Genomic DNA, 24,055 nt, shown 5'->3' with positions numbered 1-24,055 from the left:
TTCGCCGGGCGGTAGGCTGCCCGCGCCAATGGGGGGACGGGCATGTCAGCGACGCCGATGATGGCGCAGTACCTGGAGATCAAGGCCGAGGCGCCGGATGCCCTGCTGTTCTATCGGATGGGCGACTTCTACGAGCTGTTCTTCGACGACGCCGTGGCCGCCAGCGCGGCGCTGGATATCGCGCTGACCAAGCGCGGCAAGCATCTGGGCGAGGATATCGCCATGTGCGGCGTTCCGGTCCATTCCGCCGAGAATTACCTGATGACACTGATCCGCAAGGGGTTCCGCGTGGCCGTCGCCGAACAGCTGGAGGCGCCGGAGGAGGCGAGGAAGCGCGGTGCCAAGTCCGTGGTCCGGCGCGGGATCGTGCGGCTGGTGACACCCGGCACCCTGACCGAGGATACGCTGCTCGACGCGCGCGCGCACAACTACCTGGCCGCCTGGTGCGAGGTGCGCGGGGCGGGGGCGCTGGCCTGGGCCGACATCTCGACCGGCGCGTTCCACGTCGCGGAATGCCCGCGTGTCCGGCTGGGACCGGACCTGGCCCGCCTCGGCGTGCGCGAGGTCGTGGTGGTCGAGGGGTCCGACATCGCCCCCGTGATCGAGGATCAGGGCGCCGCCGTCACGCCCCTGGGCCGCAGCGCCTTCGACAGCGGCGGCGCCGAGGGTCGCCTGACGGATCTGTTCGGGGTCGCGTCGCTGGACGCGTTCGGGACGTTCTCGCGGGCCGAATGCGGTGCGATGGGCGCGCTGATCGAGTATGTCGAGATCACCCAGCGCGGCAAGCTGCCGTCGCTGCGTCCGCCCAGGCGCGAGGCGGCGTCCGAGCTGATGGCGATCGACGCGGCGACCCGGCGCAACCTGGAACTGACGCGCGGGGCAGGGGGCGGACGCGACGGCTCGCTCCTCCGCGCGATCGACAGGACGGTGACGGCGGGCGGCGGGCGCCTTCTGGAGCGACGCATGTCCGCCCCCTCGACCGTGGAAGGGACGATCCGCGCCCGGCTGGACGCGGTCGATTGGGCGGTCACGGCCGAAGCCGTCGCACAGGAGGTGCGCGAGGCGCTGCGGCGGGCACCCGACATGGACCGGGCCCTGTCGCGGCTGTCGCTCGACCGGGGCGGCCCGCGCGACCTGGCGGCGATCCGCGACGGGTTGGACGCGGCGCAGCGCCTGTCCGCACGGCTGGCGGCGACCGAGCAGCCGCTGGACCTGCGCGCCCTGGACGGGCACGCAAGCCTGCGCGACCGTCTGGACGGCGCGCTGATGGCCGAGCCGCCGGCGATGCTGCGGGATGGCGGCCTGGTCGCCGAAGGGTTCGATCCCGAACTCGACGAGGTGCGGCGCCTGCGCGACGAGGGCAGGGGCGTCATCGCCGGATTGCAGGCCGATTACGCCGCTGCCACGGGGATCGGCGCGCTCAAGATTAAGCACAACAACGTGCTGGGCTATTTCATCGAGACGACGGCGACCCATGCCGACAAGATGCATGGCGACGATCGCTTCATCCACCGTCAGACCACCGCCAGCCAGGTGCGCTTCACGACGGTCGAGCTGTCGGACCTGGAGACGCGGATCCTGAACGCGGGCGGCCAGGCCCAGCAGATCGAGGAGCGCATCTTCCGTGATCTGCGCCGGACCGTGTTGACGGCGGCCGACGGCATCTTCGCCGCGGCGCGCGTCCTCGCCGAACTGGACGTGGTGACGGCGCTGGCCGACCTGGCGCGGGGCGAGGGCTGGGCCCGGCCTCGTGTCGATACCAGCCGAACCTTCGAGGTGACGGCCGGGCGTCACCCGGTGGTGGAACGCGCGCTCGGGCGCGAAGGCGCGCCCTTCGTGGCCAACGACACGCGCCTGACGGCCGAGGGCGGGGGGGCCGCGATCCGCCTGTTGACCGGGCCGAACATGGCGGGCAAGTCGACCTGGTTGCGGCAGAACGCGCTGATCGCCGTGCTGGCGCAGATGGGCAGCTTCGTCCCCGCCGATGCCGCCCATATCGGCATCGTCGGCCAGCTTTTCAGCCGGGTGGGCGCATCCGATGATCTGGCGCGCGGGCGGTCCACGTTCATGGTCGAGATGGTCGAGACGGCCGCGATCCTGAACCAGGCCGACGATCGCGCCCTAGTGATCCTGGACGAGATCGGGCGCGGCACCGCCACATATGATGGGCTCAGCATCGCCTGGGCCACCCTGGAACACCTGCATGACGTCAACCGCTGCCGCGCCCTTTTCGCCACGCATTATCACGAGATGACGGCCTTGGCGGCCAAGCTAGACGGGGTGGAGAACGCGACCGTCACCGTGCGTGAATGGGACGGCGACGTGATCTTCCTGCACGAGGTGCGCGACGGGGCCGCGGACCGGTCCTATGGCGTGCAGGTCGCCCGCCTGGCGGGGCTGCCGGATGCCGTCGTTGCCCGGGCGCGCGCGGTGCTGGAGGCGCTGGAACAGGGCGAGCGCGAGGGCGGGGGCAAGGCAAAGGCGATGATCGACGACCTGCCGCTGTTCAGCGCGACGCCGGCGCAGGCGCCGAAGCCCCCGGCGGACAGCCCGGCCGAGACCCGCCTGCGCGAGGTCCTGCCGGACGAGCTGACGCCAAGGGACGCGCTGGCTCTGGTCTATGAACTCAAGGGGCTAGTTGGCAGGCGTGCTTGAGACACCGACCTGCGCCGGCCGCAGCAGGCGGTCATGCAGCATGAATCCCTCCATCGCGACCTGAATGATGTCGCCGGCCCTGGTGTCGGGCACCGGTGCCTCGAACATGGCCTGATGGATCTGCGGGTCGAACCTGTCGCCGACCTCGGGCGATACAAGGGTGACGCCGTGCTTGTTGAAGACGTTCAACAGCTCCTTCAGCGTCAGCTTGATCCCCTCGATCACGCCATCCTGGTCGGTGCCCTCGCCCGCGGCATCGAGGGCGCGGCGCAGGTTGTCATAGACCGGCAGCATGTCGCGCGTCAGCTTTGAGCCACCATATTGCTCGGCCTCCATCCGGTCGCGCGCGGCGCGCTTGCGCACGTTCTCGGCCTCGGCCAGGGCGCGCATCAGGCGATCGCGCATCTCGTCACGCTCGGCCATGATCGCATCGACATTGACGCGCGGACGGTCGGCGGGCGCCTCGTCCTCCTCCATCGCCGCGTCGAGGTCGAACTCCTCTTCCATCTCCTCGGGATCGTCGAGGAACGGGTTTTCCTTCGGCTCAGCCATGCTCATCCTCTGCATTCGTCCATCTTTTCGGGCCGGACAGAATCCGTCCCACCATTTGCGCGGTGTAGTCGACGATCGGCACGATCCGCCCGTAGTTCAGCCGCGTCGGGCCGATGACGCCGACCGCGCCCACGATTTTTCGATCCGCGTTCATATAGGGGGAAACCACCAGAGATGAACCGGAAAGTGAGAAGAGTTTGTTCTCCGACCCGATGAAGATGCGCACACCCTCGCCGGCTTCGGTCAGCGAGAGGAACTCGGTGATGTCCCGCTTGCGCTCCAGGTCGTCGAACAGCGTGCGGATCCGGTCGAGCTGCGCGGCGTCCGCCCCCTGGTCCAGCAGGTTCGCGCGACCCCGCACGATCAACCGCTCGGACCGCTCGCCCTCGTTTTCCCAAGCGGCCAGGCCCTTCTCGATCAGGTCGTGGGCCAGCGTGTCGATCTCCTGCCGTCGGGCGGCGACCTCGGCGGCCATCAGGTCCTGCAGGTCGCTGATGGTCCGCCCCTCGATCACCGCGTTCAGCAGGTTCGCCGCCTCGCGCATGGAACTGGGCGTCTGGCCGCGCGGGGGGACGAAGACGCGGTTCTCGACATGCCCGTCGGCGAAAACCAGAACCACCAGCGCCCGGTCGGGGCCGAGTTGGACGAACTCGATATGCTTGATCGGCGCCTCGCGCTTGGGCGCGAGGACCAGCGAGGCGCCGTGGGTGATGCCCGACAGCGCGCTGCCCACGCGGTCCATCATCGCGGTCACGTCGTCTTCGGAGGCGCCGACGCTGGCTTCGATCCGCGCGCGGTCGTCATCACCCAGCTGCGCCTCCAGCAGGCCATCGACGAACATGCGCAGGCCCGCCTGCGTCGGCACCCGGCCCGCGCTGACATGCGGCGCCTCGAGCAGGCCCAGAAACTCGAGGTCCTGCATGACGTTGCGGATCGTCGCCGCCGAGACCTTCTCCGACATCGACCGGGTCAGGGTCCGGCTGCCGACCGGATCGCCCGTCCCGAGATAGCCTTCCACCACCCGGCGGAACACCTCGCGGGAGCGTTCGTTCATCTCGGATAGGATCTGGGGGTTCTCAGACATGGGACCTCGGGTCGGGGCGATAGGGATGTATGCAGCGGCGCGCCCGCGGTCAATCGCGGGGTTGCACCGTCGCGGGCGCGGGGGCATGTCACCCCCGACATCAGACAGGAGAGATCCATGCGACCCTCGGGACGAGCGCTCGACCAGATGCGCGACATTACCATCGAGACGGACGTGACGCGTCATGCCGAAGGGTCCTGCATGATCCGCTGCGGGGACACGCATGTGCTGTGCACCGCCTCGTTGGAGGAGCGGGTGCCGCCGTTCCTGCGCAACAGCGGACAGGGCTGGGTGACGGCGGAATACGGCATGTTGCCGCGCGCGACGACCACGCGAATGCGGCGCGAAGCCTCGGCCGGCAAGCAATCGGGCCGTACGCAGGAGATCCAGCGCCTGATCGGGCGGTCGCTGCGCGCCGGCATCGACCGGCAGGCCATGGGCGAGCGGCAGATTACCGTCGATTGCGACGTGATCCAGGCCGATGGCGGCACCCGCTGCGCGTCGATCACGGGGGGCTGGGTCGCGCTGCGGTTGGCCGTCAACAAATTGATGAAGGCCGGCGACATCATCACCGACCCGATCCTGGATCACGTCGCCGCGGTCAGCTGCGGCATCTACGCCGGTCAACCGGTGCTGGACCTCGACTATCCCGAGGACAGCGAGGCCGGGACGGACGGCAATTTCGTCATGACCGGCGCCGGCCGGGTGATCGAACTGCAGGCGAGCGCGGAGGGCGCCACGTTCTCGCGCGAGGAGTTCGCGGAGCTGATGGCCCTGGCCGAGAAGGGCGTGGGCGAGCTGGTCGCGGCGCAGAAGGCCGCCACGGCGTGAGACGCCTCAAAGGGCGCGAATTGCTGATCGCGACGCATAATCGCGGCAAGCTCGAAGAGTTCCGCGCCCTTCTGACGCCCTTGGGGATCACCTGCCTGTCGAACGCCGATTTCGGCCTGCCGGAGCCCGAAGAGACCGAGGACAGCTTCGTCGGAAACGCGCGCATCAAGGCGCGCGCCGCGATGGAGGCGACCGGCCTGCCGGCGCTGGCCGACGATTCCGGGATCGAGATCGACGGTCTGGACGGGGCCCCCGGCGTGCACACCGCCGATTGGGCGGAGACGCCGAAGGGGCGCGACTTCGTCCAGGCGATGACCCGCGCCTGGACGGAACTGGAGGCGCGCGGCGTGGCCGAGCCGCGGACCGCACGGTTTCGCGCGACGCTCCTGCTGATGTGGCCGGACGGGCATGAGGAAGTGTTCGAGGGCGCCGCCGAAGGCCGGCTCGTCTGGCCGATGCGGGGCGAGACCGGGCATGGCTACGACCCGATGTTCCAGCCCGAGGGCTTCGATCGGACCTTCGCCGAGATGTCGTCCGACGAGAAGAACGCGATCAGCCATCGCGCCGTCGCCTTGCGAGAGATGCGGCGCTGTCTGGAGGGGGCGGAGTGACCGGCAGACGCCTGATCTCGACCGGATCGCCGTTCGAAGCGCAGGTCGGCTATTCGCGGGCGGTGGTCCAGGGCGACTGGTGCTTCGTCTCGGGGATCACGGGCTACGATTATGCGACGATGGACATTCCCAAGGACATTGCCGCACAAGCCCGAAACTGCTTCGCCACGCTGAAAGGCGTCCTAGACGAGGCCGGTTTCGCCCATGCCGGCATCGTGCGCGTTACCCATATCGTTCGCGACCGCGCGTTGATCGATCCGCTCTTGCCCGTTCTGGCAAGCGCGCTGGGCGACGTTCGTCCGGCCGCGACGATGATCGTGGCGGAACTGATGGAGCCCGAGATGCTCTACGAACTGGAAGTCACCGCGTTTCGGGGCGGATGATGGAGAACTGGCAGCGCGCGGGGTTCGCACTCTATGTGCATTGGCCGTTCTGCGCGGCGAAATGCCCGTATTGCGACTTCAACTCGCATGTGACCGCCCGGGTGGACCAGGCGCGCTGGCGCGACGCGCTTCTTCGCGACCTGGCCCATTGGGCCGCGCGCACGCCGGGCCGCGTCTTGTCATCGGTGTTCTTCGGTGGCGGGACCCCTTCGCTGATGCCACCGGAAACGGTGGAGGCGATCGTGTCCGCCGCCCGCGCGCACTGGACCCCGGCCAACGATCTGGAGGTGACGCTGGAGGCGAACCCCACCTCGGTCGAGGCGGGACGGTTCGCGGCCTATCGCGACGCGGGGGTGAACCGGTTTTCGGTCGGATTGCAGGCGCTGAACGACACCGATCTGCGGCGCTTGGGGCGCCTGCACAGTGTCGCGGAGGGACGCCGCGCCTTCGACATCGCCCGCGACCTGACGGACCGGGTGTCGTTCGACCTGATCTATGCGCGGCAAGACCAGGGCCCGGAGGCATGGCGCCGGGAGCTGCGGGAGGCACTTTCCCTCGCGGGGGAACATCTGTCGCTCTACCAACTCACGATCGAGACCGGCACGGCCTTCGGCGCGCGGCATGCCGCCGGCGGTCTGCGTGGGCTGCCGGGCGAGGATCTGGCCGTCGACCTGTGGCAGATCACGCAGGACCTGACGGCGGCCGCGGGTCTGCGCCGCTACGAGACGTCGAACCATGCGCGCGCGGGCGCCGAGGCGCGGCACAATCTGGTCTATTGGCGGGGCGGCGACTGGGTCGGGATCGGACCGGGCGCCCATGGCCGGATCGGCTTCGGGTCAAAGCGCATCGCCACCGAAGCGGCGCGGATGCCGCAGGATTGGCTGGCCCGGTCCGAGGATGCAGGGGTCGGAACTTCGACGGAAGAAGTTCAGCAACATATTGATATTGCTAACGAATACATGATGATGGGCCTACGGATGCAGGAGGGCGTGGATATCGATCTGTTCCATGGGCTCGGCGGTGAACTCGACCCTGCGGCCGTGGCGGACCTGTCCGAGAGCGGACATCTGACGCGGACCGGGGACCGGCTTGTGGCGACCGAGAGCGGGGCGCTCCTGCTGGACGCGATCCTGCCGCGCATTCTGTCAGTCTGACGACAGCAGCCCGCAAAGCCGGTCGAGATCATCGAGCGAACGATAGCGGATGGTCAGACGGCCGCCCTCGTCGCCCGGATCATGCTCGATCGAAACGCCCATGCGCAACGCGGCGCTCAGATCCCCCTCCAGCGCCCGGGTATCGGCATCCTTGGCCGGGGCGCCGCCGGAGGTCCGGGGGGTGCGTGGCCGCGTGGCGTCGCCCTTCGCCAATCGCTCGGTCTCGCGAACCGAGAGGCCGCGATTGACGACCTGGCGAGCCAAGGCTTCGGCATCCTCGCATCCGATCAGGGCCCGCGCATGGCCGGCGGTCAACTGACCGTCCCGCAACAGGTTCTGCACGGGGTCAGGCAGTTTGAGGAGGCGCATGACGTTGGCAATGTGGCTGCGCGATTTTCCCAGGACACCGGCGAGCTTTTCCTGCGTGTGGCCGAACCGTTCCATCAGTTGTCGGAAGCCATAGGCCTCTTCGATGGCGTTCAAATCGGCCCGCTGGATGTTCTCGATGATGGCGATTTCCAGAACCTCGGTGTCGTCGAGGTCGCGCACCAGCACCGGTACCTCATGCAGGCCGGCGCGCTGCGCGGCCCGCCACCGCCGTTCCCCCGCGACGATCTGATAGGCGTCCTCGCGCTTCGGATCGGGGCGAACGATCAGGGGTTGAAGGATGCCTTTCTGCGCGATCGACGCGGCCAAGTCCGACAGATCCTCCTCGCCGAAGCTGCGGCGGGGCTGGTCCGGATTCGGATAGACCGATTCGACCGGCAGAACACGTTCGGCAGGACGTCCGCCCGGTTCCGACATGTCGGCGGCGGATACGCCGACATCGGCCATCAGCGCGGACAATCCCCGGCGAACCGGCTTGCCATGTGCGGTATCAGACATCGGCGGGGGCCTCCGATCGGTTTCTCTGCAGCAGTTCGGTCGCTAGGCTCCGATAGGCGATGGCGCCCCGCGACGTGGGATCGTAATTCAGGACCGGCATCGCATAGCTCGGCGCTTCGCTAAGGCGGACATTCCGAGGGATCTTGGTGTCGAAGACGAGATCGCCCAGATTTTCGCGCGCGTCGTCCTCGACTTGCTGGCACAGGTTGTTGCGCTTGTCGAACATGGTCAACACGATCCCCTCCAGGCGAAGATCGGAGTTTGCCGTGGATCGCACCTCTCGCACCGTAAGCAGAAGCTGGGACAGTCCTTCGAGCGCAAAGAACTCCGCCTGCAGGGGCACGAGGATGGAATGCGCCGCCACAAAAGCGTTGATCGTCAATAGGTTGAGCGAGGGCGGACAGTCGATAAGAATATAGTCGAAAGGTGTCTCGCGAAGGCGGAGCGCATTGCGCAGGTGAATGACGCGCCGGGAACTGGCCATCAGCTCGGAATCCGCCGAGCTGAGATCCATCGTCGCGGGGATGATCCGCAAATTGTCGACATCCGTCGACAGCGCGATATCCGCCGCCGACTCCTCGCCCAATAGCAGATCATAGGTGCTGCGCCGCCGAATATCGCGCGCCACGCCCATGCCGGTTGATGCGTTTCCCTGCGGATCCAGATCGATCAGCAGCGTCCGAAAGCCACGCATGGCCAGGGCGGCCCCTAGGTTGATCGCCGTGGTGGTCTTGCCGACACCGCCCTTCTGGTTCGCGATCGCAATTGTCTTGGGTCGCATGATCTAGATCCGCTCCACATTCCTGAGGCGCAACACGGCTGCGCCTTTTTCGATCGGGCTGTCGATGACGTCGAGATCGAAGCGCCAGTCCTTCATGGCCAAATCGACCTCGTCCCGCCAGCGATTCCCCTTCAGAAAGACATAAGTCGTGTTTGGTGTGCCATGCGGTGTCGCAAGAGACAGCAAGCGGGGAAGGGGCGCCAAGGCGCGGGCGGAGACGACATTAGCCTCCTGCGCCGGAACGGCTTCGATCCGGGCGCTTATGATATTGATTGACAACGCAAGTTCACGTCTGGCTGTCCGAAGGAACGCGCATTTTCGCGTGTCGCTTTCGATCAACGTGACCTGACGGCCGGTACGGGACAGTATGCCGATTACCAGCCCCGGAAACCCGCCGCCGGAGCCGAGATCCAGCCACGTTCCAATGGCAGGTGCGCACTTATACAGAAAAACAGCATCATCGATATGACGTCGAAAGAAGTCCTCAAGGCTCGCCTGCGAGACCAAATTGATACGCGGCGTCCACTTTCGAACGAGAGCTTCCAGTCGATGAAACTGCGCGACTGTTTCACGTGAAACATCGCCGGTATAGCGGTTCATGCGGCTTTGCTGCGATGGCGCCGAACGGCAGAGAGCAGCGTGACGAGCGCGGCAGGTGTCATGCCCTCGATGCGCCCAGCCTGCGCCAGCGTCGACGGACGAACCGCGCGAAGCTTGTCGCGTATCTCATTCGACAGCCCGGCGATCTCGTCGACTACAAGATCGGCAGGGATCACTACGGACTCGCTCTCTCGAAGGCTGGCCACATCCGCAGCCTGCCTGTCTTCATAAAGCCGATACATGGCATTCCACCCGACTTGATCGATGATCTCGCGGGGGTGACCACGAACTTCGGGCAGGATGTCCAAAAGATCCGACCCCTCCAAGCCATAAGATCCCAAGGCATGAATCGCGGTGACAGGCGGCGCATCCATTCGGATCTTGCCACCACGATTACGGATTGCATCTGCGGATACCTTGAGCCGCGCCAGATTGTCTTGGCAGTGGCTTAACGCCGCAACCTTATCCGAAAAACTCCGTTCCCGATCCTGACCCACACAGCCAAAGACAAGTCCCATCGGCGTCAATCGGATGTCCGCATTGTCTGCCCGCATCGTCAGCCGGTACTCGGCCCGGGATGTGAACATGCGATATGGCTCCGATACGCCTTGGGTCGTCAAGTCATCGATCATCACGCCGATATAGCTATCCGTACGTGAGAAACAGATCGGCTCCCGACCCAATGCTCCCGCCGCGGCATTCAGTCCGGCAACCAATCCCTGGGCCGCTGCCTCTTCGTATCCCGTGGTACCGTTGATCTGCCCCGCGAGGAACAGGCCGTCGATTTCAGGCAGCGCCAAGGTCGGGGCCAAGACGCGGGGATCGATGTAGTCGTATTCGATCGCATAGCCCGGCTGTTCGATCCTGGCCTGTTCCAACCCGCGAATACTGCGAACGTATTCCTTCTGAACGTCCAATGGCAGCGACGTCGAAATGCCGTTGGGATAGATCCAGTCGCTCTCCAACCCCTCCGGTTCCAGAAAGATCTGATGCGACTCTTTCTCGGCGAACCGGCTGACCTTATCCTCGATCGACGGACAATAGCGCGGGCCGACGCCGTTGATCTGGCCGCCATACATCGCCGACCGATCTAAGTTTCGGCGAATGATATCATGCGTCTTCCCGTTCGTGTGGGTTATATGGCACGGAACCTGACGCAACGCGCCGGTCGTCGGCATGAAGGAGAAGGGCACCGGATCGGCATCCGCCGGCTGTTCTTCCAACGCGGTCCAGTCGACGGAGGCACGGTGCAGCCGGGGCGGTGTCCCCGTCTTCAATCGACCGATCCGCGGCACGATCTCTCGAATACGTCGGCTCAAGCGATCGGCGGACCCATCTCCCATACGGCCTCCGGAACGAACTTCCCCGCCGATATGGATCACCCCGCCAAGAAATGTCCCGGATGTCAGGACGATCTGCCCAGAAGCAAGCGTTCGACCATCCGACAGGACAACGCCCCGGATGGTCTCCCTTGTCACGGCCAAGTCAATCACTTCGCCTTCAACGACAGTGATATCCGACCAACCGGCAATCTCGTCCTGCATTTGTCGACGATAAACGGCACGGTCGATCTGCGCCCGCGGACCGCGTACGGCCGGTCCTCGACGGCGGTTCAACAGTCGATACTGGATGGCGGATCGATCGGCGACGCGGGCCATGATGCCGTCCATCGCGTCGATCTCGCGAACCAGATGTCCCTTTCCAAGCCCGCCAATCGCAGGGTTGCAGGACATCGCCCCGAGGTCGGACCGCCGGAATGTCACCAGGCCAACACGTACGCCCAATCGGGCTGCGGCCGCGGCCGCCTCGCATCCTGCATGACCGCCACCGATAATGATTACGTCGAAGTCGGTCTGTTTCACGTGAAACATCCTATTTTCCGAGGCAGAAAGAGGCGAATATCTCGTCCAGAATCTCTTCGACTTCAACCCCGCCGATGATCCGATGCAATCGTCGTACGACGATCCGCAGATCGGCGGACAAGACCTCAGGCTCCAAGTCGCCGACCTGCTTCGCCAGACGCTCTAATTCGCCCACCGCGAATGCCAGTGTTTCCCGATCCCTGTCTCGCGAAACCAGCCCGGCAGACCGTGCCGAACCCATCGCGCGTTCCCCGATCCGCGACAGCAGCGCCTCGATACCGGTCCCGTCCAAGGTCGAGATGCCCTCAACTCCGTCCAGATCGACCTTCGTCCGTATCACGATGTCATCGGACAGGGGGGCAACTCCTAGATCCGGCAATCCTTTGTCATCAAACAGAAATAACCGCAAATCTGCATTTCGAGCTCGGTCGACGGCACGTTGAACCCCCAGGCGTTCCACGGCATCTGTCGTGTCCCGCAGACCTGCGGTATCTATCAGGTTGACCTGCACGCCTCCGATATCCAGTCGAATCTCGATCACGTCCCGCGTCGTTCCTGCAATGTCCGAGACGATGGCGGAGTCGCTGCGCGTAAGGCTGTTCAGCAAGGAGGATTTGCCGACATTGGGCGCCCCCACGATCGCCACATCGAACCCGGCCCGGATCCGATCAGCAGCCGCAACGCCGCGGAGTTCGGTCGCGACGGATGCCGAAACGGATCGAATAAGCGACTGCACCTCAGGCGTGACATCGGTCGGCACGTCTTCATCGGCAAAGTCGATTGTGGCCTCGATCAGGGCGATCGCGCGGATCAGGTCTTTGCGCCAGGCTTCCACCTTGCGCGCCAGGTCGCCCTCCAGGATCCGCATCGCATGCCGATGTTGCTCCTCGGTATCGGCATCGATCACATCAGCCAGCGCCTGCACCTGCGTCAGATCCAGCCGATCGTTCAGCAGCGCCCGACGCGTAAATTCCCCGGGTTCCGCCAATCGTGCGACTCCCGTACCACCGATTTCGGACATGACGCGACGCACGCCGGCAGGACTGCCATGCAGATGCAGCTCGACCACGTCCTCGCCGGTAAAGCTCGCGCCCGCTTCAAAGAACAGGACCAATGCATGGTCCAGTACCTCACCCGCCTGGCTCCGCAGCGTTGCCAAGCGCGTCGTCCGCGGCGCTGGGGCAGCCGCCCCGAGGGCCGAGAGCACCGCGCGCGCCGAAGGTCCCGATATGCGGATGATCGCGACACCCGCCTTTCCCGGCGCAGTGGCGACCGCGTAGATCGTGCCGTCCATCCCGGGCCCGGCCCGTCAGGAATTCATCGAATCGAAGAAGTCCGAATTGGTCTTGGTCTGTTTCAGCTTGCCGATCAGGAACTCGATCGCATCGGTCGTGCCCATCGGGTTCAGGATCCGGCGCAGGACGAAGGTCTTCTGCAGGTTCTTCGCATCGACCAGGAGTTCCTCCTTCCGCGTACCCGATTTCAGGATATCCATCGCCGGGAAGACACGCTTGTCGGCGACCTTGCGGTCCAGCACGATCTCGCTGTTGCCGGTGCCCTTGAACTCTTCGAAAATAACCTCGTCCATACGGCTGCCTGTGTCGATCAGCGCCGTCGCGATGATGGTCAGGCTGCCGCCCTCCTCGATGTTGCGCGCCGCGCCGAAGAACCGCTTGGGCCGCTGCAGCGCGTTCGCGTCGACGCCGCCGGTCAGAACCTTGCCCGAGGACGGGACCACCGTGTTGTAGGCCCGCCCCAGGCGCGTGATCGAATCGAGCAGGATCACGACGTCGCGCTTGTGCTCGACCAGGCGCTTGGCCTTCTCGATCACCATCTCGGCCACCGCCACGTGCCGGGTCGGCGGCTCGTCGAAGGTCGAAGACACGACCTCGCCCTTCACGGATCGCTGCATGTCGGTCACTTCCTCGGGCCGCTCGTCGATCAGCAGGACCATCAGATAGCAATCGGGGTGGTTCGTCTCGATCGACTTGGCGATGTTCTGCAACAATACCGTCTTACCCGTGCGGGGCGGCGCAACTATCAAAGAACGTTGACCTTTTCCAATCGGCGCGACCAAGTCGATGATCCGCGCGGACCGATCCTTGATGGTCGGGTCCTCGATCTCCATCTGGAATCGCTCGTCGGGATAGAGCGGCGTGAGGTTATCGAAGCTGACCTTGTGCTTCGCCTTTTCCGGATCGGCGAAATTGATCTGCGTCACCTTGGTGATTGCGAAATACCGCTCGTTGTCGTCGGGGGCCTGGATGATCCCGTCGACCGTGTCGCCGGTCCGCAGCGAATGCGCCCGGATCACTTCGGGCGAGACATAGATGTCATCCGGACCCGGCAGATAGTTCGCCTCGGGCGCGCGCAGGAAGCCGAAGCCGTCCTGCAGCACCTCCAGCACGCCCTCGCCGGAAATCTCCCAGCCGTCATCGGCGCGCTCGCGCAGGATCGAGAACATCATCTCGCCCTTGCGCATGGTCGAGGCGTTCTCGATCTCCAGTTCCTCGGCCATATCGACCAGCGCCTTGGGCGACATGGCCTTCAGGTCCCGCAGGTTCAGGGTCTCAACCGGGCCATCGTCCTCGGCGGGGGTGTCCAGGGTGGTATCGTCGTCGCGCATGTCGGGAACACTCGGCAAGGGGCACGCCGCCAGGGGTCGTGCCGGATATCTTCGGAATGGGAAGCGGTTTCGGGCCAGGACGGCCCACCGTCCCGAATGACGTAAGTCTCCTCCCGGTCGAAGTCAATCAGAACGGCCGAACGACCACCGACACCACGATCACGATCAGAAGCAGTGTCGGAACCTCGTTCATCATCCGGTAGCCACGGCCGGTCATCCGCGCGCTCCCGTCCGCCAGGCGTTTCCGCTCGCCCGCGCACCAGAAATGGAACGCCGTCATCGCCAGGACGCAGACCGCCTTGATCCAAGGCCAGACCGCGCCCCAATCGACAAGGCCCAAGGCGATCAGCGCCAGCCCAAATACCCATGTCGCGATCATCGCCGGCGTCATGATCGCCCGGATCAGGCGTCTCTCCATCACCTGCAGAACCGGGATCATATCGGGCACGGACGGGCCGGTCTCGGCGTGGTACACGAAGAGGCGTGGCAGATAGAAGATCCCCGCCATCCACGCGATGACGGAGATCACATGCCCCGCCTTCAACCAAAGATACAGATCGCCCATCGCGGTGCCCCCTCAGGCTTCCTTCTATCAATCAAAAAGGAAAGAAGAAGGATGTGGTTGTTTGTAGGGGCAGTGGAAAACGGGGATCAAATCCGCTCCACGGAATCGCTCACATTCGACGGTCCGACAGGGTGGTGTCCTGTCCATCCGGTGGATCACGCGCGTGGCGGCGATGGCAGCAAGGGGGATCGGCTGTGGAACGTCTTGGGGAGTGCGGTTGAAGGCACGAGGGACAGGTAAGACCGCTCCACAGCTTGGGGGCAAACGCCGCCCGGCCGAAAAAGTTCCCGTCCGTTTCGGGGAAACCGTCGACTTGTCCTCCGCGCGGAACGCGTCCAATCCTGTCACAGCCTTCTTGACAGGTTTTTCCCGCGCGTTGCCCACAGGATCGTCCAGATGCTGATTCTCGCCTCGGCCTCCCAGACCCGCCGCGATCTGCTGCAGAACGCCGCCATTCCCTTCGAGGTCCGACCGGCCCGCATCGACGAGGAGGTCGCCCGCGCCGCGCTCGTGGCCGAAGGTCACGCACCCCGCGACGTGGCCGATGCCCTGGCCGAGCTGAAGGCGCTGCGTCTGCGTGCGGACGGGATCATCCTGGGATGCGATCAGACCGTCGATCATCGCGGCATGCTCCTCTCCAAACCCGAGACGCCGGCGGATGCCGTGGCCCAGCTCGGTGCGCTCTCGAGCGGCACGCACAAGCTTCATTCGGCCATCGTGGCCGCACAGGAGGGGCGCGCGGTCTGGCGTCACGTCGCCACCGTGACCATGACCATGCGGCGCGCCTCGCCGGCCTATCTGGCCGATTACGTCGATCGCAACTGGCCGGTGATCCGACATTCCGCCGGCAGCTATACGCTGGAGGGCGAGGGCGCGCGCCTTTTCACCCGGGTCGACGGCGACTATTTCGCGGTCCTGGGCCTGCCGCTCCTGCCGCTGGTCGACTGGTTGATCGCGCGCGGGGAGATCCCGGCGTGACCCGTCTGGCCGGCGTCATCGGCGATCCGATCGGGCACAGCCGCTCGCCCCGACTGCATGGCCACTGGTTGCGGCGATACGGGATCGACGGGCATTACGTGCCGCTGCATGTCCGCGCGGACGACCTGGCGCGGACGCTCGACCTTTTGCCCCGGCTGGGTTTTGCGGGCGTCAATGTCACCATTCCCCATAAGGAGGCCGTGTTCCATCTGGCCGAAACCGCCACCGACCGTGCCCGCGCCGTCGGCGCCGCGAACACGCTCAGCTTTTCGGATGGTGCGATTCATGCCGACAACACCGACGGGGCGGGCTTCGTTGCCAATTTGCGACAGGGCGCGCCGGGGTGGGCTGCGGACAGGCCCGCCCTGGTTCTTGGGGCAGGTGGTGCGGCGCGCGGGATCGTCGCGGCCCTGCTCGATCTGGGCGTGCCCGAAATCACGCTCGCCAACCGTACGGAAGCGCGCGCGCAGACGCTCGCTGCGGGCTTCGACGACCGTGTCGGTGTGGTGCCGTGGGATCGGGCGGAAGCACGGTTGGGGGGACGTGGCCTTTTGGTGAATACCACCAGTCTCGGCATGGCCGGTCAGCCGCGAATGGCCCTGTCGCTCGACGCGCTGCCGCACGACGCTCTGGTCACCGATATCGTCTATACCCCGCTTCGTACCGCGCTCCTGACGCGTGCCGAGTTGCGGGGGAACCCGACCGTCGACGGATTGGGCATGCTGCTGCATCAGGCCGTGCCGGGTTTCGCCGCCTGGTTCGGCGTCACGCCCGAGGTGGATGACGACCTGCGCCGCGCGGTCCTGTCATGATCCTGGGGCTGACCGGCTCCATCGGGATGGGAAAATCCACCGCCGCGGCGATGTTCCGCGATCTGGGCGTGCCGGTCTGGGATGCGGACGCCGCGGTTCATGCCCTCTATGGCCCCGGGGGCGCCGCAGTCGTGCCTGTCGTCGCGCGCTTTCCGGGCGTTGGGGGCGCCGGCGGCATCGACCGCGCGGCCCTGCGCACCGCACTCGCGGCCGAGCCGGAGGCGGCCCTCGACGCGCTCGACGCCATCGTGCATCCGCTGGTCGCCGCCGACCGCGCCGTCTGGATGGAAGGGCACGGGGGCCTCGTGGTTTGGGATGTGCCGCTATTGTTCGAGACCGGCCTCGACGCCGAATGCGACCGTGTCGCCGTCGTCTCGGTCGATGCCGGGACGCAACGCCGCCGCATCCTCGACCGGGGTACCATGAGCGGGGCGGAGCTGGACCTGATCCTTTCGCGGCAGATGCCGGATGCTGACAAGCGCGCCCGGGCCGATTATGTCATCCCGACCACCGACATGGAGACGGCCCGCGCGGCCGTTGCGCGGATCGTAGCGGAGCTGACATGAGGGAAATCGTCCTCGACACCGAAACCACCGGGTTCGAGCCCGATACCGGCGACCGCATCGTCGAGATCGGCGCGGTGGAACTGGTCAACCATGTCGCCACCGGCAATGTCTATCACCAGTACATCAATCCCGAACGCGCGATGCCCGACGGGGCGTTCCAGGTTCACGGCCTGGGCGACGACTTCCTGAAGGATTTCCCCGTTTTCCGTCAGATCGGCCAGGCGTTCCTGGATTTCATCGGCGACGACCGCCTGGTGATCCACAATGCCGCATTCGACATGAAGTTCCTGAACGCGGAACTGGATTGGATGGGCCTGCCCCGCCTGCCGATGGACCGGGCGATCGACACGCTGGCGATTGCCCGGTCCAGGTTTCCCGGCGCGCCGGCCTCGCTCGATGCGCTGTGCCGCCGGTTCGGCGTCGACAACGCCGCGCGCACCAAGCACGGTGCGCTGCTCGACAGCGAGATTCTGGCCGATGTCTATCTGGAACTGATCGGCGGGCGGCAGCCCACCATGTCGCTGGTGTCGCAGGGATCGGGCCGCCGGACCGAGGACGGCCCTTGGAAGCCGACGCCCCGCCCGCGTCCGCTGTCCCCCCGCCTGACCGAGGCCGAGGCCGCGTCGCATGCGGCCTTCGTCGACGGGCTGGGCCCGGACGCGCTCTGGCGCCGGACCCGCTGACGACGGTATCGGATCAGGATTTCGGCGCGTTTTCGGCCTCGGCCTGTGCCCGCCGGGTGATCTCGTTTCGGTAGAGTGCCACGAAATCGATGTTCTCGAGGTTCAGCGGCGGGAAGCCGCCATCGCGCGAGATGTCAGACACGATCCGGCGCAGGAACGGGAACAGCATGCGCGGGCACTCGATCATCAGATACGGATGCAGCTGGTTCTCGGGCACGTTGGAGATCGCGAAGACGCCGGCATAATCCAGCTCGATCGCGAAGATCGGGTCGTCGGCCCCCTTCACCTTGCCGGTGACGTTCAGTTTCACCGCGACCTCGTACTGGCCTTCGGTCTTGCGCTTCTTGGCTTCCAGCCCGACCTGGACGTTGATGTCGGGCTGCCCCTCCAGCGCGCGGCCCTTCTGGACGGCGACATTCTCGAAGGACAGATCGCGGATGAACTGCCCCAGGACCTGCATCTGGGGCGTTTGCTGGGCCGTCTGCTGGGGCTTCGTCCCCTCGGCTTCGGGGGTGGTCTGGGTGTTCTCTTCGTCGGCCATGTGGCGAAAATCCTCGGGTTCGGAAAGGGTCGCGCCCCGATACCAGAGGGTCGTCGCCGTCACAACCGAACCCGGGTTTAGCTCGCGGCCCGTGCCCGCGCCGGCAAGTCCATTACCCGGACGTCCGGGATCGCCTCGCGCGCCATCGCGACGAGGTGCCTGTGATGCGTCAGCAGGATCGCCTGCCCCCGCGTCCCGATCCGGCCCAGCATGTCCAACGCCGCGGCCGCGCGCGCGTCGTCGAAGGTCTCGGCCACGTCGTCCAGCACGAAGGGAAGCGGTCCGAACGCGTCAGCGAAAGCCGCATGCCCCGCGATCCGCAGCGCGAGGTAGAGCTGGCCCTGCGTGCCGGTCGACATGGCGTCGATCCGCTTGCGCCCGTCGGCACCCTCCGCGAAGAGAGCCTCGCCCTTTTCACCCATCCCCGTCTCCAGCCGCATCCAGGCTCCTCGCGTGAGCTGGGCGAAGGCCTCCTGCGTCGCGTCCAGCATCCGACCGCGGCTTTTCTCCTGGTGGCGGATCAGGGCGCGCCGGGCCGCGGCGACGCCCAGGCGCAGGGATGCGGCCTCGCGGGCGCCGGCGCGCAGCGTCTCCAACAGGGCCGCCCGGGCCTGCCGCGCCGCCTGCGCGCCGGTTGCGGTCACGGCCGCGTCTCGCGTCTGCCTTGCCCGGCCCAGCGCCTCCAGCGCGGCAGCGTGGTCGGCTTCCCGCGTGGCCAGATCCTGCCGAAGGGTATCCAGCCGGGCCGGGTCCTCGATCGCGCGCTCGGCCTCGAGCGCGGCGACGTCGAGGCCATGGCGCAGGTCATCCATGCGGCGGCCGACCCCCCGGCATTCGCGGCGCAGTTCGTCGCGGGCCGCGATCCGGTCCAGGCGTTCCGCCACCGACCCCTCGCCGCCCTGATCCTTCAGAACCTCGTCGAGCGTCGACTGCGCGGCACGATCCCGGACGTCCGCCCGGGCCATCGCCTCCTCCGCCACGCGGTGCCGTTCCACGATCTGCGCCCTGTTCCGCGCGCGTCGTTCCGCTTCCATGGCGGCCGCCTTGGCGCGGTGAAGGATCTCGACCGCGTCGCCACCCGACTGGGTTTCGCGGAGCCCGCCCACTTCCTGCTCCAGCCGCTCGAGCGCCGCCTTCATCCCGTCGATGCGCAGCGCCAGTTCGTCGTGCCGGGCGCCGCGTTCGATGGCCTGCCGCGTGGCCGCGACCGTCGCCCGCAGGTCGGGCCGGGGCCGGCCCGCCAGTCCGGTCCCGGCCAAGATTTCCTCCAGCGCGTGATCGGCCATTCGCGCGTCTGTCTCCGCCTCGGCAAGCTGGCCCTCGATCTCGGCGATCCGGGCCTCCGCCGCCCGCCGCAGCGCCGTGGTCCGTTCCGCCGCAGCCAGAACCTCCAGATGCGCCCGTGCCGCCGCGACCGGATCGGGCGGATCGGTCTCCGCCCAGCCGGCCTGGGTCAGGCAGCGGCGTAACTCGGCCAGCCGCGCCGCCATCATGTCCGCCAACCGGTCGCGCCGCGCCTCGGCGCCTGTCGCCTGGCGTTCGGCCCGGTCGGCCTCGATCAGGCGGCGCAGGCGCGCGGGGATCGCGGCGGGGGCGTCTTCGGGCGACAGGCCGACCCGAACGGCAAGTCCCGTCGCCACGTTCCGCGCCGCGTCCCGCGCGGCCGTCGCGGTCGACAGCGCCGCATCGGCCTGCGTCGCGGACCGTTCGACCTCCCGCAGGCGATCCTGCCGCGCGGCCTCGGCGGCGCGGGCCCCGACCTCGCCTGCATGCCGGGCCACGTGATCGTCATGGCGCCGCATTTCCGCGGCGAAGGCATCCGCCGATTCCGCGTCCAGCGCGGCGCGGTGGTGATCCCAGGCCAGATCCCGCGCCGCCCGTGCCGCGCGGAGATCGGCGTCCGAGACCGGCGCCGCCCCGCCCGCCGGGGCGCGGGCTTGCACATCGCCGAGCGTGGCCGCGCAATCCTCGGCGCGCCGGCGGGCGGCGGCCAGATCGGCCTCGCGTTCGGCCAGCATGGCGATGGCGGCGTCGATCGTCTTCGCCTCGGGCAAGTCCGGCAGCAGCCCCTGCCAGTCACGGGGCAGGATCGAGGATGCGTCGCTGGCCGCCTGCCGCGCGGCATCCGCCGCGATGCGCAACTCTTCCAGATGGGCTGCGTCCGGCAGTGCCTCCAGCGCGGCGGCGAGTGCGGCGCGCCCCGACGTGTCGGCGCGCGTGCGGGGCAGTTCGGCACGTTCGCGCTCCAACCTCCGGCGGGTCGCGTCGTGCTCGCGCCATGCGGCTTCGGCCCGCGACAGCGCGGCGTCCAGGCGGTCGGGAAAGTCCCCGTCCACCCCGGCCAGGTCGTCGAGCCCGGCGCCGGCCAGCGCGGCATCGCGCGCCGCGGCAAGCGTTGCGAGGTCGCGGGTCCGGTTCGGCAGGTCCGCACGGGCCGTCGCCACGCGTTGGACCAGCAGGCTGCCGTCGGGCAGGGTGAGCGCCTCGATCCGCGCCACGTCCGCGATCAGGGCGCGGGCCCCGAGCGTCTCCGGCATCGCGGCCAGTTCCGTGGCGGCGGCATCGCGGGTGGTCCGGTGCACGCCCCGGTCCTCGTCGGCGGCCGCCAGCGCCTCCAGCGCGGTGCGCGCCCGGGTCTCGGCGCCCGGCGCCAGGTTCGGGCCGTCCGGCAGGTCCGACAGGCGCGCCGCGATCTCCTCCTCCTGCCGGACAAGGTCGCGCAACTCCCGGGCTCTCTCGCAGAGGGTCACCTGGTTTCGCGCGGCGTGCACCGCCTGGCCAGCGGCATCGGAGGCGTCGCGGGCCTCGCCTACGGCGGCCTCCAGCCGGTCCCAGCGATGGGGCGACAGTTCGCTCTGCTTCAAGGTCGCGGTCAGTTCGCGCAATTCGGCCTTCCCCCTCGCCAGGACCTGGGTGGAGCCGCCCTTGCGCTGGAACGCGTCGGCCTCTGCGGACAGCGCATCCAGCGCCGCGCCCACGCCCGCCACGCCCGACGTGCCGACATGCAGCGCCTGCCCCAGATCGCCCTTGGCCGAGGCGATCTCGGCCCCGCCCCGGCGCAGCGTCTCGTCGTCGAGCGAGAACCGCATCCGATAGGTTTCGCGGTCAAGATTATGCAGAAGCGCCGCGATGCGCGTCTCCTCCAGCGCGTGGCCATCGCCGTCGGACAGGCCGCGCCCGGTGCGGCGCAACTCCATCGTGCCCGTGCCGGTCTCCAGCCGGGCGCCGATCTCCAGCTGGGCGCGGGGATGGAGGAAGGCGAAGGGCGGGTTTCGCGGCGGAATCCCGAAGAGCAGGTCCAGCCAGGCCGCGAAGGCGGTGCTCTTGCCGGCCTCGTTGTCGCCGTAGACGACGGTGACATCCACATCGCGGGCCGGGCCGAAATCGAAGCTGGTCCCGGTGAAATGCCCGTATCGCGTCAGGTCCAGTCGCGACAGCCTCATCCTGCCGTCCCGTGGCGCAGCGCATGTCCGACGGTGTCGAGACCGTCCTCCAGCAGGTCGTCCAGCGCCTCGTCGGAGAGGGCGTCCGCGATCTCGGACGGCAAGGCGGATCGCAACTCCGCCAGGATCCGCAGACCCTCGTCGCGAAAGCTGGCCGTCCCGGCCTCCTCGCGCATCAGCCGTGCCAATCCGTCGACCGGGGCGGGGCGGGACGCCGCGGTCCGTCGCAGATCCTCGACCCCGATGTCCTCGCGCTCCGTCAGGGCGGCGCGGGCCAGCGCGGTCAGCGCCGCGGTAGGCTGATCGCCGCCGGCGACCGCGAACCGGATCAGGTGATGGCGTCCGTCGCGGGACGGCGCGGCCGCCAGAAACGCATCGAGGGTGGAGGACTGGTCGTCTTCGGTCAACGCGACCGAGCGGCGATGGAACGCGACCTGCGCCACCGGAACGGCCTGCAACGCGGGCGTCTCGTCCAGGGTCGCGATGGTGACCGATCCGATCCCGTCCTCGTTCACGTGCCGGCCCTGGGGGATGCCCGGCATGACCACGGCGATGCCGTCCTGCACCTGCGCGCTCCGCTTGTGGATATGCCCCAGCGCCCAGTAGTCGTAGCCGTGCGAAAGCAGGTCCGACACCGCGCAGGGGGCATAGGGGTCATGGCCCGCCGCCCCGTCGAGCGAGGTGTGCATCAGGCCGATATTGATCCGCCCGGCTTCGGGCCTCGGATAGTTCGGCAAGAGCGACGTCTGCACATGCCGCGCGCGGAATCCCAGCCCATGAAACGTGGCGGGCCCGATCCGCACCGAGGGCGCGCCGTGGTGCAGCAGGTGGATCCCCTCGCCCGGCGGGCCATAGCGGTCGAGATCCATCAGCGCGTCGTGGTTGCCACGGATCATCACCACCGGGATGCCGGACCGCGTCAGCCGGCGAAGATCCGCCATCAGCGCCGCGCGCAGCGTCACGTCGGCCACGTCGCCGTCGAACACGTCGCCGGCCAGGACGACGGCGTCGACCCGTTCGCGCAGCGCCACATCCACCAGGCGCGCGGCGAGACCGTCGAGCGCACCCGACAGCCGCGCGCCCAGCTCGGCGTCGCGCGCGGCCGCCGACCGCAACGGCGACCCCAGATGCAGGTCGGCGGAATGCAGGATCTTCATGCGCGCAAGAAGCCGCGCCGCCCCGAGGCCGTCAAGGCCCGCGCGGCTCGCGGCGCGTCCAGCCCGAGGGGCCGTCGCGCGGGACCTCGACATAGTCGCCTTCGACCACGTCGTCCCGCGCGGCGGGCGGGACACTCCCTTGGCCGGCGTCGGGGCCCATCGTGAACGACTTGACGGTCACGCGTTTGCGCACATGCGCCATCACCGCGTCGCGGATGCCCGGCACCAGCAGCGCGAAGCCGATCGCGTCGGTGAAGAAGCCGGGCGTCAGCAGCAGAAGGCCCGACGCCAGGATCATCGCGCCATGGGCCAGCGGCCGGGTCGGATCGCTGAACGTGTCGAAGGATTTCTGGACGCGGCGCAGCTCGGCCAGGCCTTGCCGGCGCACGAGGTACGTGCCCAGCGCCGCCGTCGCGATCACGATCGCCAGCGTCGGCCAGAGGCCCAGCCAGCCGCCGACCTGGATGAAAAGGGCGATCTCGAGAATGGGTAGGGCGACGAATATCGCGAAAAGCCACATGTCTCGGGCCCCTTGTCCTTCGGGGCCGCTTCCCTTGACCCCTTCGCCGCCTTACATATGTCCGGTGTTCGGGATACCAACCCCGTGAGCGCGCCGGAGAGAAGGATGAACGACGCCGTGATACAACTTCTGGTCCTAGCCGCGATCGCCCTGTTCCTCGTGATCAGGCTGAAGAACGTGTTGGGCACCCGCACCGGCTTCGAGAAGCCCCCGGCCGCCGAACCCATCCGCCGTGACGGCGTGCGCCGCGACTTCGAGGTGATCGAGGGCGGACCGGACCGCGACATCACCGACCACGTGACCGACGGGTCCGACGATGCCAAGGCGCTTGCCACCATGAAGGAGGCGGAGCCGGGATTCTCGGTGTCCGAATTCGTCGGCGGCGCACGGCAGGCTTACGAGATGATCCTGATGGCCTATGAGAACGGCGACCTCGGCCCGGTTCAGGAGTTCCTGTCCGAAGACGTCTACGAGGCGTTCCTGGCCGGTATCTCGCATCGCGAGGACCAGGGCCTGACGGTCGAGGCGAATTTCGTCGGCGTGCGCGAGACCGGGCTGCAGGCGGCCAGTTTCGATCGTGCCACGTCCGAGGCGCAGATCACCCTGCGCTTCGTGGGCGAGTTGACCAGTGTCGTGCGCGATGCGGACGGCACCGTGGTCGAGGGCAACCCGAACGAGATCAAGAAGCAGCGCGACATCTGGACCTTCGCCCGGGTGATGGGGACGGGCGACCCAAACTGGAAGCTGGTCGCGACCGAGGGCTGAG

23 protein-coding genes are annotated in these 24,055 nt (G+C 67.5%); 10 read left to right on the top strand and 13 right to left on the bottom strand.

Translation table 11 applies throughout. The annotated features are described in order from the left end of the window. Nucleotides 1-57 precede the first annotated feature (57 nt). Nucleotides 58-2,655 carry a DNA mismatch repair protein MutS gene (gene mutS, locus MWU52_RS12900; RefSeq protein ID WP_246952911.1) on the top strand — a complete coding sequence of 866 codons (2,598 nt, stop codon included), beginning with the start codon at nt 58-60 and terminating at the stop codon, nt 2,653-2,655. Here mutS and MWU52_RS12895 read toward each other — a convergent pair. Further along, nucleotides 2,635-3,207 (bottom strand): nucleotide exchange factor GrpE, encoded by a 573-nt coding sequence (locus MWU52_RS12895; RefSeq protein WP_246952642.1) that lies wholly within the window; start codon nt 3,205-3,207, stop codon nt 2,635-2,637. The two genes, mutS and MWU52_RS12895, sit on opposite strands and share 21 nt — an antisense overlap. Beyond that, nucleotides 3,200-4,291, bottom strand: a complete 1,092-nt coding sequence (gene hrcA, locus MWU52_RS12890) for a heat-inducible transcriptional repressor HrcA (RefSeq protein WP_246952640.1) — start codon at nt 4,289-4,291, stop codon at nt 3,200-3,202. Before hrcA ends, MWU52_RS12895 begins: the two co-directional genes overlap by 8 nt. 117 nt (nt 4,292-4,408) lie before the next feature. Here hrcA and rph point away from each other — a divergent pair, with 117 nt between their 5' ends. From rph to hemW, 4 genes are read left to right on the top strand one after another with little or no spacing between them, the layout of a single operon-like run. Beyond that, nucleotides 4,409-5,122 carry a ribonuclease PH gene (gene rph, locus MWU52_RS12885; RefSeq protein WP_246952638.1) on the top strand — a complete coding sequence of 238 codons (714 nt, stop codon included), beginning with the start codon at nt 4,409-4,411 and terminating at the stop codon, nt 5,120-5,122. After that, a complete protein-coding gene (gene rdgB, locus MWU52_RS12880; protein ID WP_246952636.1) occupies nt 5,119-5,733 on the top strand; it encodes an RdgB/HAM1 family non-canonical purine NTP pyrophosphatase in 615 nt (204 codons plus the stop codon). Before rph ends, rdgB begins: the two co-directional genes overlap by 4 nt. Further along, nucleotides 5,730-6,116, top strand: a complete 387-nt coding sequence (locus MWU52_RS12875; protein WP_246952634.1) for a RidA family protein — start codon at nt 5,730-5,732, stop codon at nt 6,114-6,116. Before rdgB ends, MWU52_RS12875 begins: the two co-directional genes overlap by 4 nt. After that, entirely contained in the window at nt 6,116-7,270 is a 1,155-nt protein-coding gene (hemW, locus tag MWU52_RS12870; protein WP_246952909.1) for a radical SAM family heme chaperone HemW, read from the top strand. The genes MWU52_RS12875 and hemW overlap by 1 nt, the downstream gene beginning before the upstream one ends. Here the strand turns inward: hemW and MWU52_RS12865 are convergent. From MWU52_RS12865 to hemJ, 7 genes are all read right to left on the bottom strand, one after another. After that, on the bottom strand, nt 7,262-8,155 hold the full coding sequence (locus MWU52_RS12865; protein ID WP_246952632.1) for a ParB/RepB/Spo0J family partition protein: 894 nt from the start codon (nt 8,153-8,155) through the stop codon (nt 7,262-7,264). The genes hemW and MWU52_RS12865 overlap by 9 nt on opposite strands. Then, nucleotides 8,148-8,936, bottom strand: a complete 789-nt coding sequence (locus MWU52_RS12860; protein ID WP_246952630.1) for a ParA family protein — start codon at nt 8,934-8,936, stop codon at nt 8,148-8,150. Before MWU52_RS12860 ends, MWU52_RS12865 begins: the two co-directional genes overlap by 8 nt. 3 nt (nt 8,937-8,939) lie before the next feature. Further along, the gene (gene rsmG / locus MWU52_RS12855; RefSeq protein ID WP_246952628.1) at nt 8,940-9,536 is read right to left on the bottom strand and encodes a 16S rRNA (guanine(527)-N(7))-methyltransferase RsmG; all 597 of its coding nucleotides are present in this window, start codon (nt 9,534-9,536) and stop codon (nt 8,940-8,942) included. Further along, the gene (gene mnmG / locus MWU52_RS12850) at nt 9,533-11,407 is read right to left on the bottom strand and encodes a tRNA uridine-5-carboxymethylaminomethyl(34) synthesis enzyme MnmG (RefSeq protein ID WP_246952626.1); all 1,875 of its coding nucleotides are present in this window, start codon (nt 11,405-11,407) and stop codon (nt 9,533-9,535) included. The genes rsmG and mnmG overlap by 4 nt, the downstream gene beginning before the upstream one ends. Nucleotide 11,408: 1 nt before the next feature. After that, the gene (mnmE, locus tag MWU52_RS12845; RefSeq protein WP_246952625.1) at nt 11,409-12,692 is read right to left on the bottom strand and encodes a tRNA uridine-5-carboxymethylaminomethyl(34) synthesis GTPase MnmE; all 1,284 of its coding nucleotides are present in this window, start codon (nt 12,690-12,692) and stop codon (nt 11,409-11,411) included. Between the two features lie 15 nt (nt 12,693-12,707). Beyond that, nucleotides 12,708-14,024 (bottom strand): transcription termination factor Rho, encoded by a 1,317-nt coding sequence (gene rho / locus MWU52_RS12840; RefSeq protein WP_246952623.1) that lies wholly within the window; start codon nt 14,022-14,024, stop codon nt 12,708-12,710. Between the two features lie 127 nt (nt 14,025-14,151). Continuing rightward, nucleotides 14,152-14,589: a protoporphyrinogen oxidase HemJ gene (gene hemJ, locus MWU52_RS12835; RefSeq protein WP_246952621.1), complete on the bottom strand. Its 438-nt coding sequence runs from the start codon at nt 14,587-14,589 to the stop codon at nt 14,152-14,154. Between the two features lie 387 nt (nt 14,590-14,976). Between hemJ and MWU52_RS12830 the strand changes: the two genes are divergently transcribed. Genes MWU52_RS12830 through dnaQ form a run of 4 tightly spaced genes read left to right on the top strand, consistent with a single transcriptional unit; the run spans nt 14,977 to nt 17,628 of the window. Then, complete coding sequence (locus tag MWU52_RS12830; RefSeq protein ID WP_246952907.1) at nt 14,977-15,567, top strand: Maf family protein; 591 nt, start codon at nt 14,977-14,979, stop codon at nt 15,565-15,567. Further along, a complete protein-coding gene (locus tag MWU52_RS12825) occupies nt 15,564-16,379 on the top strand; it encodes a shikimate dehydrogenase (RefSeq protein WP_246952619.1) in 816 nt (271 codons plus the stop codon). Before MWU52_RS12830 ends, MWU52_RS12825 begins: the two co-directional genes overlap by 4 nt. Next, the gene (coaE, locus tag MWU52_RS12820) at nt 16,376-16,945 is read left to right on the top strand and encodes a dephospho-CoA kinase (protein ID WP_246952617.1); all 570 of its coding nucleotides are present in this window, start codon (nt 16,376-16,378) and stop codon (nt 16,943-16,945) included. The genes MWU52_RS12825 and coaE overlap by 4 nt, the downstream gene beginning before the upstream one ends. Further along, nucleotides 16,942-17,628: a DNA polymerase III subunit epsilon gene (gene dnaQ, locus MWU52_RS12815; RefSeq protein ID WP_246952615.1), complete on the top strand. Its 687-nt coding sequence runs from the start codon at nt 16,942-16,944 to the stop codon at nt 17,626-17,628. The genes coaE and dnaQ overlap by 4 nt, the downstream gene beginning before the upstream one ends. Before the next feature lie 13 nt (nt 17,629-17,641). Here the strand turns inward: dnaQ and secB are convergent, their stop codons facing one another. From secB to MWU52_RS12795, 4 genes are all read right to left on the bottom strand, one after another. Then, entirely contained in the window at nt 17,642-18,169 is a 528-nt protein-coding gene (gene secB / locus MWU52_RS12810) for a protein-export chaperone SecB (RefSeq protein ID WP_246952613.1), read from the bottom strand. Between the two features lie 77 nt (nt 18,170-18,246). Further along, complete coding sequence (locus MWU52_RS12805) at nt 18,247-21,612, bottom strand: AAA family ATPase (protein ID WP_246952611.1); 3,366 nt, start codon at nt 21,610-21,612, stop codon at nt 18,247-18,249. Beyond that, nucleotides 21,609-22,769, bottom strand: coding sequence for a DNA repair exonuclease (locus tag MWU52_RS12800; RefSeq protein WP_246952609.1), 1,161 nt, complete (start codon nt 22,767-22,769; stop codon nt 21,609-21,611). Before MWU52_RS12800 ends, MWU52_RS12805 begins: the two co-directional genes overlap by 4 nt. 31 nt (nt 22,770-22,800) lie before the next feature. Beyond that, nucleotides 22,801-23,289, bottom strand: a complete 489-nt coding sequence (locus MWU52_RS12795; protein WP_246952607.1) for an FxsA family protein — start codon at nt 23,287-23,289, stop codon at nt 22,801-22,803. A gap of 105 nt (nt 23,290-23,394) precedes the next feature. On the opposite strand from MWU52_RS12795, the gene MWU52_RS12790 reads away from it, so the two are divergent. Then, nucleotides 23,395-24,054, top strand: a complete 660-nt coding sequence (locus MWU52_RS12790; protein WP_246952605.1) for a Tim44/TimA family putative adaptor protein — start codon at nt 23,395-23,397, stop codon at nt 24,052-24,054. The last annotated feature ends 1 nt before the right edge of the window (nt 24,055 follow it).

It is taken from the genome of Jannaschia sp. S6380, from assembly GCF_023015695.1.
In the GTDB taxonomy this organism is placed as follows: Bacteria; Pseudomonadota; Alphaproteobacteria; order Rhodobacterales; family Rhodobacteraceae; genus Jannaschia.
The sequence above is the reverse complement of the archived record's forward strand: the minus strand, read 5'-3'. Positions and strand labels throughout refer to the sequence as shown.

Coding starts and splice junctions, on each gene's coding strand:
- rho (WP_246952623.1), bottom strand. CDS start 14,024: ATGCGCGACGACGATACCACCCTGGACACCCCCGCCGAGGACGATGGC.
- coaE (WP_246952617.1), top strand. CDS start 16,376: ATGATCCTGGGGCTGACCGGCTCCATCGGGATGGGAAAATCCACCGCC.
- MWU52_RS12805 (WP_246952611.1), bottom strand. CDS start 21,612: ATGAGGCTGTCGCGACTGGACCTGACGCGATACGGGCATTTCACCGGG.
- dnaQ (WP_246952615.1), top strand. CDS start 16,942: ATGAGGGAAATCGTCCTCGACACCGAAACCACCGGGTTCGAGCCCGAT.
- hemJ (WP_246952621.1), bottom strand. CDS start 14,589: ATGGGCGATCTGTATCTTTGGTTGAAGGCGGGGCATGTGATCTCCGTC.
- MWU52_RS12865 (WP_246952632.1), bottom strand. CDS start 8,155: ATGTCTGATACCGCACATGGCAAGCCGGTTCGCCGGGGATTGTCCGCG.
- rph (WP_246952638.1), top strand. CDS start 4,409: ATGCGACCCTCGGGACGAGCGCTCGACCAGATGCGCGACATTACCATC.
- secB (WP_246952613.1), bottom strand. CDS start 18,169: ATGGCCGACGAAGAGAACACCCAGACCACCCCCGAAGCCGAGGGGACG.
- MWU52_RS12895 (WP_246952642.1), bottom strand. CDS start 3,207: ATGGCTGAGCCGAAGGAAAACCCGTTCCTCGACGATCCCGAGGAGATG.
- mutS (WP_246952911.1), top strand. CDS start 58: ATGATGGCGCAGTACCTGGAGATCAAGGCCGAGGCGCCGGATGCCCTG.
- rsmG (WP_246952628.1), bottom strand. CDS start 9,536: ATGAACCGCTATACCGGCGATGTTTCACGTGAAACAGTCGCGCAGTTT.
- mnmE (WP_246952625.1), bottom strand. CDS start 12,692: ATGGACGGCACGATCTACGCGGTCGCCACTGCGCCGGGAAAGGCGGGT.
- hemW (WP_246952909.1), top strand. CDS start 6,116: ATGGAGAACTGGCAGCGCGCGGGGTTCGCACTCTATGTGCATTGGCCG.
- MWU52_RS12790 (WP_246952605.1), top strand. CDS start 23,395: ATGAACGACGCCGTGATACAACTTCTGGTCCTAGCCGCGATCGCCCTG.
- MWU52_RS12795 (WP_246952607.1), bottom strand. CDS start 23,289: ATGTGGCTTTTCGCGATATTCGTCGCCCTACCCATTCTCGAGATCGCC.
- mnmG (WP_246952626.1), bottom strand. CDS start 11,407: ATGTTTCACGTGAAACAGACCGACTTCGACGTAATCATTATCGGTGGC.
- hrcA (WP_246952640.1), bottom strand. CDS start 4,291: ATGTCTGAGAACCCCCAGATCCTATCCGAGATGAACGAACGCTCCCGC.
- MWU52_RS12800 (WP_246952609.1), bottom strand. CDS start 22,769: ATGAAGATCCTGCATTCCGCCGACCTGCATCTGGGGTCGCCGTTGCGG.
- MWU52_RS12860 (WP_246952630.1), bottom strand. CDS start 8,936: ATGCGACCCAAGACAATTGCGATCGCGAACCAGAAGGGCGGTGTCGGC.